The following is a 13,271-nucleotide window of genomic DNA, read 5'->3' as shown; positions in this document are numbered from 1 at the left end:
GGGGCGCCGTGCCAGTCCCGAACCTCCAGGGCTGTCCGGGAGGGCCTTGTCCGATCCTCCAACCACCGCCGTTGACCTGCGAGGATCCCGGTGAAACGCGGCGGAACCCGGTGAAACGCGGGCGGAACCCGGGAAGCGGCGCCTGCTTACGCCCCGTCCGGGTCGGCACGGTCCAGGGCCGGGCGGGGGCCCGGGCCCGTCTCGTTGAGGAGGAAATCGGCGGCGGCGGTGTCCGTGACCAGGCTGGTGACCAGTCCGGAGCGGAGCACCGCGCCGATCGCCGCCGCCTTGCGCAGCCCGCCGGCGATCGCGACGACCTCCGGTATACGGCGCAGCCGGTCGGCCTCGACGGTGATGCAGCGCTCGCCCAGGTCCCGGCCGATGCGGCGGCCCTCGGCGTCGAAGAGGTGTGCGGACATCTCCGCGGCCGCGCCGAGGGAGGCGTAGTGCTCGCGCTCCTCCTCGGTGAGCATGTCGTAGACCGTGGAGACGCCGGACTCCCAGGAGCCGATGGACACGGCTGCGACGGTGACCCGGTCGAAGTACTCGAAGGCCCGGGCGATGCCCGTCTGACCGCGCAGGGCGGCGGCGGTGGCCGTGTCCGGCAGCAGCATCGGGGCGTAGATCGGATGGGCCTCGCCGCCGGAGACCTGGGCGGCCCGGCGGACGGCCTCCACGGAGCCGCGCTCGGCGGTGCCCGCGTCGTAGACGCCGGTGAGCTGGACCACCGTGCAGGGGGGCAGCCGGTGGAGGGCCGCGGCCATGTGGATGGTGGAGCGGCCCCAGGCGAGGCCGAGCACATCGCCCTCGTGGACCAGCTCGCCGAGCAGGCCGGCCGCGACCTCGCCGAGGTTCTCCGGGTCGGCGGCGTCGTCGGCGGCGTCGGCCGGGGACTCCACGACGACCGCGTGGCGCAGGCCGTAGCGGGCGCGCAGCGCGTCGGAGCGCTCCGCGTCCAGCTCGGCCGGCACCCGGATCTCGATGCGCACCAGATCGCGCTCGAGCGCCGTCTCCAGCACACGGGCCACCTTGAAGCGGCTCACGCCGAACTCCTCGGCGATCTGGATCTTCGACTTGCCCTCGAGGTAGAAACGGCGGGCCATCGCCGCCGCCTGCACCAGCTCGGCGGGCCCCATAGGCGTGGCTGAACGGCCGCCCGTCGACACCGCGGTCTCCTCACTACTGTGGTCAAGCTTGCTGCTACCGCGTGGGTAGTTACTGGTGTGGATGTAGCTGTTTCTGCTGAGGCTGTCCCGCTGTGACGCGTGGGCCCGATGTCATCCTGTCAGATTCGACGGTCCGTGATCAGACCTCGACCTCGGCCCTCAGCAATTCGGGCGAGCGGTACGGACCGCTCAGTGCGCGCAGGCCCAGGGCGCGCCGAGGGTCGCCTGCTCCGCCTGAGCGCGTAGGGCCCGTACGGCCTCCGCCGGGTCGTCCATACCGTAGACGGCGGAGCCGGCCACGAACACGTCCGCGCCCGCCTCCGCGCACCGCTCGATGGTGGCGGCCGAGACGCCGCCGTCCACCTGGAGCCAGATGGGGAGGTTGTGGCGCGAGATCAGCTCACGGGTGCGGCGGATCTTGGGCAGCATGATGTCGAGGAACGACTGGCCGCCGAAGCCCGGCTCGACGGTCATGATCAGCAGCATGTCGAGCTCGGGGAGCAGGTCCTCGAAGGGCTCGATGGGCGTCGCGGGCTTGAGCGCCATCGACGCCCGGGCCCCCAGCCGCCGGATCTCCCGCGCGAGCCGTACGGGCGCGTGGGCCGCCTCCGCGTGGAAGGTCACCGAGCCGGCGCCCACCTCCGCGTACTGCGGGGCCCAGCGGTCGGGGTCCGCGATCATCAGATGGCAGTCCAGCGGCGTGTCGGTCGCCTTGAGCAGCGACTCGACGACGGGAACGCCGAGCGTCAGATTGGGGACGAAGTGATTGTCCATCACATCGACGTGGAGCCAGTCGGCGCCCCGCACGGCCTGCGCCTCGTCGGCCAGGCGCGCGAAATCCGCGGAAAGGATGCTGGGGTTGATCTGCACTGCCATGCCCCAAGCCTGCCATGCCGCCGCTCATGCCCGTGACACGGGCCCGGCGGCGGCCGGGGGAGCCCGGCCGCCGGCCGGGGGCGCGAGCGTCCCCGGCCGGGAGGTCAGCCCGTACGGCGCAGCAGCGCCAGGTACATCGCGTCCGTGCCGTGAAGATGCGGCCACAGCTGGACGTCCGGGCCGTCGCCCAGCACCGGGACGCCCTGCATGAAGGGGCGGGCGTCGATCCACTCGGCGGGCGGGGCCTCGCCACCGCGGCCGCGCAGCACGTCCTCGACGACGGCCCGGGTCTCCGCCAGGTGCGGCGAGCAGGTGGCGTAGCCGACGACGCCGCCGACGCGCACGGAGCGCAGCGCCTCGCGCAGCAGCCCCCGCTGGAGCGGCGCGAAGCCGGCCAGGTCCTCGGGGCGGCGGCGCCAGCGGGCCTCGGGACGGCGGCGCAGGGCGCCCAGACCCGAGCAGGGCACATCGACCAGGGCCCGGTCGAAGGACCCCTCGCGCCACGGCGGACGCGTACCGTCCGCGGCGATGACCTCGTACGGGCCGGGGTTGCCGGCCAGGGCGCGGGCGACGAGGCGGGCCCGGTGCGGCTGCTTCTCGGACGCCAGCAGCGCGGCGCCCCGCTGCGCGGCGAGCGCGCCGAGCAGGGCGGCCTTGCCGCCGGGGCCCGCGCAGCCGTCCAGCCAGCGCTTGTCCGGCCCCTCGACGGGGACCTCGGCCAGGGCGAGGGCGATCAGCTGGCTGCCCTCGTCCTGGACGCCCGCGCGCCCCTCCCGGACGGGCTCCAGCGCGCCGGGCTCGCCGCCCTCGGCGAGCCGGACCGCGCAGGGCGACCAGCGGCCGGGCAGGGCGGAGTCCTCGCCGACCGCCGCGATCAGCTCCTCGGTCGTGGCCCGGCCGGGGCGGGCGACCAGGGTGACCTCGGGGCGCTCGTTGTCCGCCTCCAGCAGGTCCTCGATACCGGCCCGGGGGCCGCCGAGCGCGTCCCACATCGCGGAGACGATCCAGCGCGGGTGGGAGTGGACGACGGCGAGGTGCTCCTCGGGGTCGTCCTCGTAGGGCGGGGCGACCTTCTCCAGCCAGCCGTCCAGGTCATGGGCGGTGACCCGGCGCAGGACGGCGTTGACGAACTTGGCCCGCCCGTCGCCGAGCACCACCCGGGCCAGCTCGACGGTGGCCGAGACCGCCGCGTGCGTGGGGATGCGGGTGCCGAGCAGCTGGTGGGCGCCGAGGCTCAGGACGTCGAGTACCGGCGGGTCGACCTCGCGCAGCGGGCGGTCCACGCAGGCGGCGATGATCGCGTCGTAGGTGCCCTGGCGGCGCAGCGTCCCGTAGACGAGCTCGGTGGCGAGGGCGGCGTCGCGGGTCTCGAAGCCCTCCTGCTCCCGAGCCTTGCGGAGCAGCGGCGGGAGCACCAGGTTCGCGTACGCGTCCCGCTCGTCGACGGCCCGCAGCGCCTCGAAGGCGAGTATCCGCACCGGGTCCTTCTTGGGCCGGCGGTAGGGCTTTGCGGGGCGCTTGCGAGGGGCCTGGTCGTTCACGAAAGGTGCTCCGGAGCTGGGGTGATGAGGAACTCCAGCCTACGCCGGATCACTCCTGCCCCACCCCGGGCCACCGCCGGCTCGCCCCGGGCCGCTCCCGGCTCACTCGCCGCCGAGCTTCTCACCTTGGGCGATGCGCACGCCGCGCGCCCAGTCGGCGGCCTGCATCGGCTTCTTGCCCTGCGGCTGGACCCACTGGAGCTGGACGGCGTGGGAGCCGGTGCCCACGTGGACGGAGTTCTTGGCGGCGGCGATCTCGCCGGGCGCCAGGTCCGTACGGGCGGGGTCGAGGGCCACGGACATGACCTTCAGGCGCTCGCCGCGGAAGGTCGTCCAGGCACCGGGCGCCGGGGCGCAGCCGCGTACGACGCGGTCGGCGCGCAGGGCGGGCGCGGCCCAGTCGATCCGGGCGTCCTCGACGCTGATCTTCGGGGCGAGCGTGATGCCGTCCGCCGGCTGCGGCACGGCCTTGAGCGTGCCGTCCTCGATGCCGTCCATGGTCGCGGCGAGCAGCCCGGAACCGGCGAAGGCCAGCCGCGTCAGCAGGTCACCACTGGTGTCGGTGGGGCGGACGTGCTCGGTCAGCACCCCGTAGACGGGGCCGGAGTCCAGGCCCTCCTCGATCTGGAACGTGGAGGCGCCGGTCATGTCGTCACCGGCGAGGATCGCGTGCTGCACGGGGGCGGCGCCGCGCCAGGCGGGCAGCAGCGAGAAGTGGAGATTCACCCACCCGTGGGTGGGGATCTCCAGGGCGGCCTTGGGCAGCAGGGCGCCGTAGGCGACGACGGGGCAGCAGTCCGGGGCGATCTCCCGCAGCCGGGCGAGGAAGTCCTCATCGCGCGGCCGGACGGGCTTGAGCACCTCGATGCCGGCCTCCTCGGCGCGCTCGGCGACGGGGCTGGCGACCAGCCGGCGGCCACGCCCGGCGGGCGCGTCGGGCCGGGTGACGACGGCGACGACCTCGTGGCGGTCCGAGGCGATCAGGGCATCGAGGGCGGGAACGGCGACCTCGGGGGTACCGGCGAAGACGAGCCTCATGGGTGGCGGACTACCTCTCTGGTGAGCGGCGTCTCAGTCTAGAGGCGCCCTTGGCACAGGGGGCGTGCGGGCTGACACGCGCCCCATTCCGGCGGATGTACGCCCCCATACCGTGACCCAGCGGCCCGTGGCGCGTTGGGTCAAGAGAGATTGACCGAAACGGGCCGCAACTGCGGCCCGCCTTCCTTTCTCCCACCCGAACGTCCCTTTAACCGCCGGTCCGAGAGGCTTGTTCATGCCCGACCACGCAACCCACGACGCCCAGGCACGGGCCAGCCTGCATCTTCTGGTCCGGGACATCGAGAGGGTCCGCCGCCAGGTGGACGCCCTGCGCACCCTCACCGCCCAGCTGGGCAATGTCTACCGGCCGCGCCGCACCGGCCCGTCGGCGGGCTTCGTCGTCTACGGCCGCGCCCCCGCGCCCACCGTCCGGCTGGCGCAGGAGCTGAGGGACAGCGTCGAGACGCTGGTCACGGCCGCGGTGGACTTCGACCGTTCGCTGGGCTTCTCGTGGGACGCGGTGGGTTCGGCGCTCGGCGTCACCAAGCAGGCGGTGCACCGCCGTTACGGCGCGCGGCGCGCGGGCGCGCAGGCCACGGCCGAGGCGCCCGACTCCGTCCGCACGGCGGAGCCCACGCCGGTACCGATCGTCCCGGCGGCCCGCACGGTCCCGGGCCAGCCCTCGCCCCACCGCGAGGAGCCGCGCGCGTCGGCGTTTCCGGGCCCCCGAAACGGCTGATCTCCCCGGGCCCGGCCCGGGTCTGGCGGGGCGCAGCCCCGGGCAGTGGCGGCCCCGGCCCGCGCGGGTACCGGGGTGAAGCCCCGGAAACATCGGCCCCCATCCCCCGGGGTCGGGGGCGCAGCCCCCGGAAACGGTGAAAGGGCGGGACTGGGGCCCCTCCCCGCCGCAATGGCGGGCCACCCCCACCGAGGAGCCCGGCGGTGCCGAACAGACCGCATGTGGGGCACCCACCGGCCCGAGGCGGGCGGGCACCGCCGACATCCACCGCTGTGGCTGATGCCCGCCGCGGCGGATTGTGGGTGCCCGCGCCCGCACACGCCCGGCACCCACCGCACGGCACCGGGCGCACCCCACACAGGCCCCGTCACCCGATATCTGGCGGGTCCACCCGCAACCGCACCGGCTCCCCCTCCCACCGGGTCAGCCGTATCGCCTGCGCCGTCTTGAGCGCGGCCGCCAGCGCCGCGCCCTGCCCGGGCCGCACCCGGAGCAGGGCGCGCTCCCAGTGCTCACCCGGCGGCGGGTCGCCCGCCCGCCGCGGCCGCCCCGGCAGGGGCGGGGGCAGCGGGACGGGCCCGAGCACCTCCGCCCCCTCCGGCAGCTCCGCCATGGCGATCAGCTCCGCGACGGCGGAAGTCGGCCCCGAGAGCGCCGCCATCCGCGACACCGGCGGAAAGCCCAGCTCCGCCCGGTCGGCGAGCTCACGCACCGCGTGCCCGGCCGGGTCCCAGCGGACCAGGGCCTGCACCGGCCGCAGCGTGGGGTCGGCCACGACCACGACCGTGCCGCCGGCCTCCTGCCCCCGCACCAGCGCGGCCGCGCCCAGCCAGCGGCGCAGCGCCTCCTCCCCCGCCCGTAGGTCGGGGCGGCCGAGCAGGGCCCAGCCGTCCAGCAGCAGGGCCGCCGCGTAGCCGGCGCCCTCGGCGACGGGCTCGGCGCCCGGCGTGGAGACGACGAGCGCGGGCCGGTCCGGGACGGTGTCCAGGATGTGATCGCGCCCGGACGTACGGACGGGCACGGCCGGGAACGCCCGGCCCAGCTCCTCGGCGGTCCGTCCGGCTCCCACGACCTGGGCGCGCAGCCGGAAGCCGCCGCACTCGCCGCAGTGCCAGTCGCGGGCCTCCTGCCCGCACCAGCCGCAGTGCAGCAGGCCGTCGTCTCCGGAGCGCGCCTCCAGCGGCCCGGCGCAGTGCGCGCAGCGGGCGGGCTCGCGGCAGCGCTCGCAGGCCAGCCGGGGCACATAGCCCCGGCGCGGCACCTGCACCAGCACCGGCCCGTGCTTGAGGCCCTCCCGGGCGGCCTCCCAGGCCACCGTGGGCAGCCGGGCGGCCCGCGCGGCGGCGTCCCGCGCCTCGTCGGCCTCCCCGACCGTACGGACCCGGGGCGCGGTGACGCGGATCCGTTCGCGGGCCGCGACCAGGGGCAGGGCCCAGCCGGTCTCCACCAGCTGGGCGGCCTCCACCGTGCAGCCGAAGCCGCCCAGCAGGAACGCCGCCTTCTCATGGGCGGCCCTGAGCAGCAGCACCTCACGGGCGTGCGGCTGGGGCGCGTGCGGCTCGCTGTGGCTGGAGTCGCCGTCGTCCCAGATGGCCACGAGGCCGGGATCCCGTACGGGCGCGAACATCGCGGCGCGGGTGCCGACCACGGCCCGTACCGCGCCGCGGCTGACCGCGAGCCAGCGACGGTAGCGCTCCTCGGGGCCCGTGTCGGCGGTGAGCAGCACATGGCGCCCGGCGCCCAGCAGCTCGCCGAGCGCCGCGTCGACGCGGGCGGCGGTCCGGCCGTCGGGCACGACGATCAGCGCCCCGCGCCCGGAGGCGAGCGCGGCGGCGGCGGCCCGGGCCAGCTCGCCCGGCCAGTGCGGCCCGGGCAGGGCCGTCCACACCGCGCGGGGGGCGTCGCCCCGGGCGATGGCCTGGAGGTAGGCGGGCCCGGTCGGATACCGCGCCCAGCTGCCGGGCTCCGGCGCGGCGGGGCGCGGGGCCGGCCCGGGCGACGGCTCGGCCTCGATCCGGGCGTGCCGGGGCGGCACGGCCAGCTGCAGCACATCGGCGAGCGAGCCCGCGTACCGGTCGGCGACGGCCCGGCAGAGCCCCAGTAGCGCCGGGCTCAGCACCGGCTCGGGCGACAGCACCTGCGCGAGCGCGGCCAGCGGCCCCTGGTAGTCGGACTCGGCGACCCGCTCCACGATGAACCCGTCGAGCAGCCCGCCCCCCTCCCGGCGCCCGCCCCGTACGTTCCGCGTGCCCGCGCCGAAGCGCACCCGCACCCGCACCCCGGGCCGGGCCTCGGCGTCCAGCTCGGCGGGAACGGCGTAGTCCCACAGCCGGTCGAGGTGGACCGGCCCCTTGTCGACCAGCACCCGGGCGACGGGCAGCTCCTTGGCCAGCACGGCCCCCCGCCACGTCCGCGGCTTGGCCCGCGGCACCTTGGCCTTGCGCACGCTCTCCCGGATCAGCGCGAGCTGCTCCGCCTCGGGACCCTCCCGCTCCGACCGCCCGTTCTCGCTGCTCACAGCCCCAGTCCTACCAGACGCCACTGACAGTGGTGGCACCCGCGCGAAGGCGCCCGAGATCGAAAGTCGGCGGCGGCGTGCTGCTGCCATGGACCGCTCGGTTACACCGGTCGTGCGGGACCGGCAATACGACGGCCCCGGACCGATTCCTCGGTCCGGGGCCGTTCGTCATACGACCGGGCGGGACTTACAGCCCCGCGGCCTTGCGCAGCGCGTCCACGCGGTCCGTGCGCTCCCAGGTGAAGTCGGGGAGCTCGCGGCCGAAGTGGCCGTACGCGGCGGTCTGGGCGTAGATCGGGCGGAGCAGGTCGAGGTCGCGGATGATCGCGGCCGGGCGGAGGTCGAAGACCTCGGCGATGGCGTTCTCGATCTTGTCGGTGTCGACCGTGTTGGTGCCGAAGGTCTCGACGAAGAGACCGACGGGCTCGGCCTTGCCGATCGCGTAGGCGACCTGGACCTCGCAGCGCGCGGCCAGGCCGGCGGCGACGACGTTCTTGGCGACCCAGCGCATCGCGTACGCGGCGGAGCGGTCGACCTTGGACGGGTCCTTGCCGGAGAAGGCGCCGCCACCGTGGCGGGCCATGCCGCCGTAGGTGTCGATGATGATCTTGCGGCCGGTGAGGCCGGCGTCGCCCATGGGGCCGCCGATCTCGAAGCGGCCGGTGGGGTTCACCAGGAGGCGGTAGCCGTCGGTGTCGAGCTTGATGCCGTCCTCGACGAGCTCCTTGAGCACGTGCTCGACGACGAACTCGCGGATGTCGGGCGCGAGCAGCGAGTCCAGGTCGATGTCGGAGGCGTGCTGCGAGGAGACGACAACGGTGTCCAGGCGCACGGCCTTGTTGCCGTCGTACTCGATGGTGACCTGGGTCTTGCCGTCGGGGCGCAGGTACGGGATGGTGCCGTTCTTGCGGACCTCGGACAGGCGGCGCGAGAGCCGGTGCGCGAGCTCGATCGGCAGCGGCATCAGGTTCGGCGTCTCGTCGCAGGCGAAGCCGAACATCAGGCCCTGGTCGCCCGCGCCCTGCTTGTCGAGCTCGTCCTCGTCGCCCTCGACGCGGCTCTCGTAGGCGGTGTCGACACCCTGGGCGATGTCGGCGGACTGCGCGCCGATGGAGACCGAGACGCCGCAGGAGGCGCCGTCGAAGCCCTTCTTGGACGAGTCGTAGCCGATCTCGAGGATCTTGTTGCGCACGAGCGAGGCGATCGGCGCGTAGGCCTTCGTGGTCACCTCACCGGCGACGTGCACCAGGCCGGTGGTGATGAGCGTCTCGACGGCGACGCGGGACGTCGGGTCCTCCTTGAGGAGGGCGTCGAGAATGGAGTCGCTGATCTGGTCAGCGATCTTGTCGGGGTGACCCTCGGTCACGGACTCCGAGGTGAACAGGCGGCGGGACACATCGCTCCCTGGGGTTGCAGCGGCTGCTGGCTGATCATTGACAGATCCGGCCGAGAGCTGCGCTCGACTCGGATCCGTAGCCAGTTTATCCGGCCCCGTCGCTCTCCGAACATCCCGCCCCCGATGACATTGGGCACGGCCTGTGACTCCCGTCACGAAAACCGCACAGGCCGTGCCCGGAGCGCGTCAGCCGAGGCGGGGGACGACGAGGTCCCAGACCGTGTCCGCGAGGGCTTCCTTGGGGCCGTACGGGACCGGGGTCTCGGTGCCGTCGGGGGCGAGGACGACGGCCTCGTTCAGCTCGGAGCCGAATGTCTTCCGCTCCCCCACCTCATTGACGACCAGCAGGTCGCAGCCCTTGCGGGCGAGCTTGGCGCGGCCGTTCTCCAGCACCTGGTCGGTCTCGGCGGCGAAACCGACGACGACCTGGCCCGGGCGGGGACGGGCCGCCGAGAGCTCGGCGAGGACGTCCGGGTTGCGCACCAGCGCGACCGGCTCCGGCTCCTGCCCGTCCCGCTTCTTGATCTTGCCCTCGGCGTAGCTGGCCGGCCGGAAGTCGGCGACGGCCGCGGCCATCACCACGGCGTCGGCGTCGGCGGCGGCCTTGAGCACGGCCTCACGCAGCTGCACCGCCGTCCCGACGTGCACCACATCGGCGCCGGCGGGATCCGGCAGCTCGCTGTTGGCGGCGACCAGGGTGACCCTGGCCCCCCGGGCGACGGCGGTACGGGCGAGGGCGTAGCCCTGCTTGCCGGAGGAGCGGTTGCCCAGGTAGCGCACGGGGTCCAGGGGCTCCCGGGTGCCGCCGGCGCTCACCACGACATGGCGGCCCGCGAGGTCGGCGGCCACGCCTTCCGCGCCGCGCGCCAGGACCCTGCGGCAGACCTCGAAGATCTCGCCGGGCTCCGGCAGCCGGCCCTTGCCGGTGTCGACGCCGGTGAGCCGGCCCACGGCGGGCTCGATGACGATCGCGCCCCGGCGGCGGAGCGTCGCCACGTTCTCCTGGGTGGCCGGGTTCTCCCACATCTCGGTGTGCATGGCCGGGGCGAAGACCACCGGGCAGCGGGCGGTGAGGAGCGTATTGGTCAGCAGGTCGTCAGCGAGCCCGTGCGCGGCCTTGGCCAGCATGTCGGCGGTGGCGGGGGCGACGACGACGAGGTCGGCCCGCTGGCCGATCCGCACGTGCGGCACCTCGTGGACGCTCTCCCACACCTCGGTGCCGGCGGGGTGGCCGGACAGCGCGGCCCAGGTCGCCTCGCCCACGAAGTTCAGGGCCGACGCGGTGGGCACCACCCGGACGTCATGGCCGGACTCGGTGAGGCGCCGCAGCAGCTCGCACGCCTTGTAGGCGGCGATCCCGCCGCTGACCCCCAGGACGACGTTGGGCTTGTCCATCGCTCTCGCTTCTCCCCACGATCCCCGTACGCACGCACATCTGTACGCACGGTCCTATGACACACCAAGGGCCCGGCAGATGCTCTGCCGGGCCCTTGGTGACGAAAAATCCGGTGCTTACGCCGCCGGGGCCTCGACGGCCTCGGAGGTCAGCAGGCCCGCGTTGATCTCGCGGAGCGCGATGGAGAGCGGCTTCTCGTGGACGTGGGTGTCCACCAGCGGGCCGACGTACTCCAGCAGGCCCTCGCCGAGCTGCGAGTAGTACGCGTTGATCTGACGCGCGCGCTTGGCGGCGTAGATCACGAGGCTGTACTTCGAGTCGGTCGCCTCGAGCAGCTCATCAATCGGCGGGTTGATGATGCCCTCGGGCGCGGTGATGGAAGAGGACACTCTCTGCCTTCCGAAGGGGGGTGAAGAAAGATGTTCAGCTCAGCAAGGCTAGCAGCTCGCGTGCGACGTCCTCGACGGAGGTGTTGACCAGCGTGGTGTCGAATTCCGACTCCGCCGCCAGCTCCACCTTCGCCGCGGCCAGCCGCCGCTCGATGACCTCGGGCGACTCGGTCCCCCGGCCGGTGAGCCGGCGGACCAGTTCGTCCCAGCTCGGCGGCGCGAGAAAGACCAGCTGGGCCTCCGGCATGGTCTCGCGGACCTGCCGGGCGCCCTGGAGGTCGATCTCCAGCAGCACGGGCTCGCCCGCGTCCAGGCGGTCCAGCACGGCCTTGCGGGGCGTGCCGTAGCGGTTGCCCGCGAACTCGGCCCACTCCAGCAGCTCGCCGTTGGCGATGAGCTTGTCGAACTGCTCGTCGTCGACGAAGAAGTACTGGACACCCTCCTGCTCACCGGGGCGCGGCTTGCGGGTGGTGCAGGACACCGAGAGCCACACCTCGGGGTGGGCCTTGCGCATATGGGCGACGACCGTGCTCTTACCGACTCCGGAGGGGCCGGAGAGCACGGTCAGCCGCGGTCGTCTGGCCGGGGGTACGGGGGACGTCCCCCGGGAGACTGAGGTACTCATGCAGCGATTATCCCGGTTCCCGGGAGTGCCCGGTAACGCCGGACCGCCCGGAAGGGGCGGTCACGGCCACCGGGCCACCGCGACGGGGTCTTCGGCTCAGGCCGCCTTGCTGCCGAACTCGCGCTCCAGAGCGGCGATCTGGTTGGAGCCGAGACCGCGCACACGACGGCTCTCGGAAATTCCGAGCCGCTCCATGATCTGCTTGGCACGGACCTTGCCCACCCCGGGGAGACTCTCCAGGAGGGCACTGACCTTCATCTTGCCGATAACTTCGTTCTTCTGGCCCTGCTCGATCACATCGTGCAGAGAGGCGCCGGAGTGCTTGAGCCGATTCTTGACCTCGGCGCGCTCCCGGCGAGCCGCGGCGGCCTTTTCGAGCGCGGCTGCGCGCTGTTCAGGGGTAAGGGGCGGAAGAGCCACGCCTACGTCACCTCGGAAGTCGAACTGGATACGGACCGGTGAGGAACCTAGTCGGCCCACACCTGGGGGGCAACGAGCAACGCGCTTGCGCGTTCGCTCTCGTCGGAGACTAGCGGCCGATCCCGCTCCAGTCAGCGAGAACAAGCGAAAAGTCCTGGTCAGACTCTCTCGACCAGGACTTTTCCGGGCATAATGACCGACAATTTTCTTTGGCGGTTGGCGTTAACTCGCCGGTGTGGCCGACCTGGGACGCATCGCCCCACTGTGACCGACGTCGCTCAGCCCGCCACCGCGTCCCGGATCTCGCCCGCGAAACGGTCCGCGCTCTCGCGCAGCGCGGCCATGTCGGGGCCGTGCCGCAGCACCCCGCGGCTGACGTTCGGGACCACGTCCCGCACGGCCGCGCCGAAGACCTTCGGCAGGTCGGCGGCGGTGGCGCCCTGCGCCCCGATCCCGGGGGCCAGGAGCGGCCCGTTGATGGCGAGCTCCGCGCCCGCCGCGGTCAGGGAGTCGCCCAGCGTGGCGCCGACGACCGCGCCGTACGAGCCCATGGGCGTGGCGCCCGCGTTCTCGGCCCGCAGGTGGTCCAGCATCGTCGCCGCGACGCTCCGGCCGTCGGCCCGCACCGCGTGCTGCACCTCGGCGCCCTCCGGGTTGGAGGTCAGGGCGAGGACGAACACGCCCGCGCCGCTCTCCCGGGCCAGGTCCAGCGCGGGGCGCAGCGAGCCGTAGCCGAGGTAGGGGCTGACGGTCACGGCGTCGGAGAACAGCGGCGAGGCCGGGTCGAGGTAGGTGGCGGCGTAGGCGGCCATGGTGGAGCCGATGTCGCCGCGCTTGGCGTCCATCAGCACCAGCGCCCCGGCGGCCCGGGCGTCGGCCACGGCCCGCTCCAGGACGGCGACGCCGCGCGAGCCGAAGCGCTCGAAGAAGGCGGACTGCGGCTTGAGGACGGCGACGCGGTCGGCCAGGGCCTCCACGACGGTGTGGGTGAAGCGCTCCAGGCCGGCGATGTCGTCGGACAGGCCCCAGTCGGCGAGCAGTGAGGCGTGGGGGTCGATGCCTACGCAGAGCGGGCCGCGGTCGTCCATGGCGCGGCGCAGTCTGGCGCCGAAGGGTTCGGTGGTCATGGGTTTCCCTTTCCGGGTCGGGTGCGGGCCGGTGGTCGGG

At 73.9% G+C, this 13,271-nt stretch carries 12 protein-coding genes; 1 reads left to right on the top strand and 11 read right to left on the bottom strand.

From position 1 onward, the window contains the following. Window positions 1-146: 146 nt before the first annotated feature. The 4 genes from RM609_RS12470 to fmt all read right to left on the bottom strand — a co-directional run bounded on the left by RM609_RS12470 (window position 147) and on the right by fmt (window position 4,621). Entirely contained in the window at window positions 147-1,136 is a 990-nt protein-coding gene (locus RM609_RS12470) for a sugar-binding transcriptional regulator (protein WP_311610446.1), read from the bottom strand. Window positions 1,137-1,355: 219 nt separating this feature from the next. Then, the gene (gene rpe / locus RM609_RS12465; protein WP_311610445.1) at window positions 1,356-2,042 is read right to left on the bottom strand and encodes a ribulose-phosphate 3-epimerase; all 687 of its coding nucleotides are present in this window, start codon (window positions 2,040-2,042) and stop codon (window positions 1,356-1,358) included. A gap of 104 nt (window positions 2,043-2,146) precedes the next feature. Further along, on the bottom strand, window positions 2,147-3,583 hold the full coding sequence (locus RM609_RS12460) for an RsmB/NOP family class I SAM-dependent RNA methyltransferase (RefSeq protein ID WP_311610444.1): 1,437 nt from the start codon (window positions 3,581-3,583) through the stop codon (window positions 2,147-2,149). Window positions 3,584-3,685: 102 nt separating this feature from the next. After that, window positions 3,686-4,621 carry a methionyl-tRNA formyltransferase gene (fmt, locus tag RM609_RS12455; RefSeq protein ID WP_311610443.1) on the bottom strand — a complete coding sequence of 312 codons (936 nt, stop codon included), beginning with the start codon at window positions 4,619-4,621 and terminating at the stop codon, window positions 3,686-3,688. A 235-nt stretch (window positions 4,622-4,856) separates the two neighbouring features. Between fmt and RM609_RS12450 the strand changes: the two genes are divergently transcribed. Continuing rightward, a complete protein-coding gene (locus tag RM609_RS12450) occupies window positions 4,857-5,360 on the top strand; it encodes a hypothetical protein (RefSeq protein ID WP_311610442.1) in 504 nt (167 codons plus the stop codon). A gap of 367 nt (window positions 5,361-5,727) precedes the next feature. On the opposite strand, the gene RM609_RS12445 is transcribed toward RM609_RS12450, so the two are convergent. From RM609_RS12445 to pyrF, 7 genes are all read right to left on the bottom strand, one after another. After that, window positions 5,728-7,878 (bottom strand): primosomal protein N', encoded by a 2,151-nt coding sequence (locus RM609_RS12445; protein ID WP_311610441.1) that lies wholly within the window; start codon window positions 7,876-7,878, stop codon window positions 5,728-5,730. A 187-nt stretch (window positions 7,879-8,065) separates the two neighbouring features. After that, the gene (gene metK, locus RM609_RS12440; protein WP_311610440.1) at window positions 8,066-9,274 is read right to left on the bottom strand and encodes a methionine adenosyltransferase; all 1,209 of its coding nucleotides are present in this window, start codon (window positions 9,272-9,274) and stop codon (window positions 8,066-8,068) included. Window positions 9,275-9,460: 186 nt separating this feature from the next. Next, complete coding sequence (coaBC, locus tag RM609_RS12435) at window positions 9,461-10,669, bottom strand: bifunctional phosphopantothenoylcysteine decarboxylase/phosphopantothenate--cysteine ligase CoaBC (protein WP_311610438.1); 1,209 nt, start codon at window positions 10,667-10,669, stop codon at window positions 9,461-9,463. A gap of 117 nt (window positions 10,670-10,786) precedes the next feature. Continuing rightward, entirely contained in the window at window positions 10,787-11,059 is a 273-nt protein-coding gene (rpoZ, locus tag RM609_RS12430) for a DNA-directed RNA polymerase subunit omega (protein ID WP_126913306.1), read from the bottom strand. 34 nt (window positions 11,060-11,093) lie between these two features. After that, complete coding sequence (gene gmk / locus RM609_RS12425) at window positions 11,094-11,684, bottom strand: guanylate kinase (RefSeq protein ID WP_311610435.1); 591 nt, start codon at window positions 11,682-11,684, stop codon at window positions 11,094-11,096. 96 nt (window positions 11,685-11,780) lie between these two features. Beyond that, window positions 11,781-12,104: an integration host factor gene (locus RM609_RS12420; RefSeq protein WP_126913308.1), complete on the bottom strand. Its 324-nt coding sequence runs from the start codon at window positions 12,102-12,104 to the stop codon at window positions 11,781-11,783. A 278-nt stretch (window positions 12,105-12,382) separates the two neighbouring features. Beyond that, on the bottom strand, window positions 12,383-13,231 hold the full coding sequence (pyrF, locus tag RM609_RS12415) for an orotidine-5'-phosphate decarboxylase (protein ID WP_311610433.1): 849 nt from the start codon (window positions 13,229-13,231) through the stop codon (window positions 12,383-12,385). Between the last annotated feature and the right edge of the window lie 40 nt (window positions 13,232-13,271).

The organism is Streptomyces hesseae (assembly GCF_031845785.1).
Lineage (GTDB): Bacteria > Actinomycetota > Actinomycetes > Streptomycetales > Streptomycetaceae > Streptomyces > Streptomyces hesseae.
Note: the sequence above shows the minus strand (reverse complement) of the source record. Positions and strands in the feature narration are given on the sequence as shown.

What these genes read in the sequence shown, in the direction of transcription:
- RM609_RS12450 (WP_311610442.1), top strand. Translation starts at nt 4,857, where the DNA reads ATGCCCGACCACGCAACCCACGACGCCCAGGCACGGGCCAGCCTGCAT.
- gmk (WP_311610435.1), bottom strand. Translation starts at nt 11,684, where the DNA reads ATGAGTACCTCAGTCTCCCGGGGGACGTCCCCCGTACCCCCGGCCAGA.
- rpe (WP_311610445.1), bottom strand. Translation starts at nt 2,042, where the DNA reads ATGGCAGTGCAGATCAACCCCAGCATCCTTTCCGCGGATTTCGCGCGC.
- coaBC (WP_311610438.1), bottom strand. Translation starts at nt 10,669, where the DNA reads ATGGACAAGCCCAACGTCGTCCTGGGGGTCAGCGGCGGGATCGCCGCC.
- pyrF (WP_311610433.1), bottom strand. Translation starts at nt 13,231, where the DNA reads ATGACCACCGAACCCTTCGGCGCCAGACTGCGCCGCGCCATGGACGAC.
- fmt (WP_311610443.1), bottom strand. Translation starts at nt 4,621, where the DNA reads ATGAGGCTCGTCTTCGCCGGTACCCCCGAGGTCGCCGTTCCCGCCCTC.
- RM609_RS12470 (WP_311610446.1), bottom strand. Translation starts at nt 1,136, where the DNA reads ATGGGGCCCGCCGAGCTGGTGCAGGCGGCGGCGATGGCCCGCCGTTTC.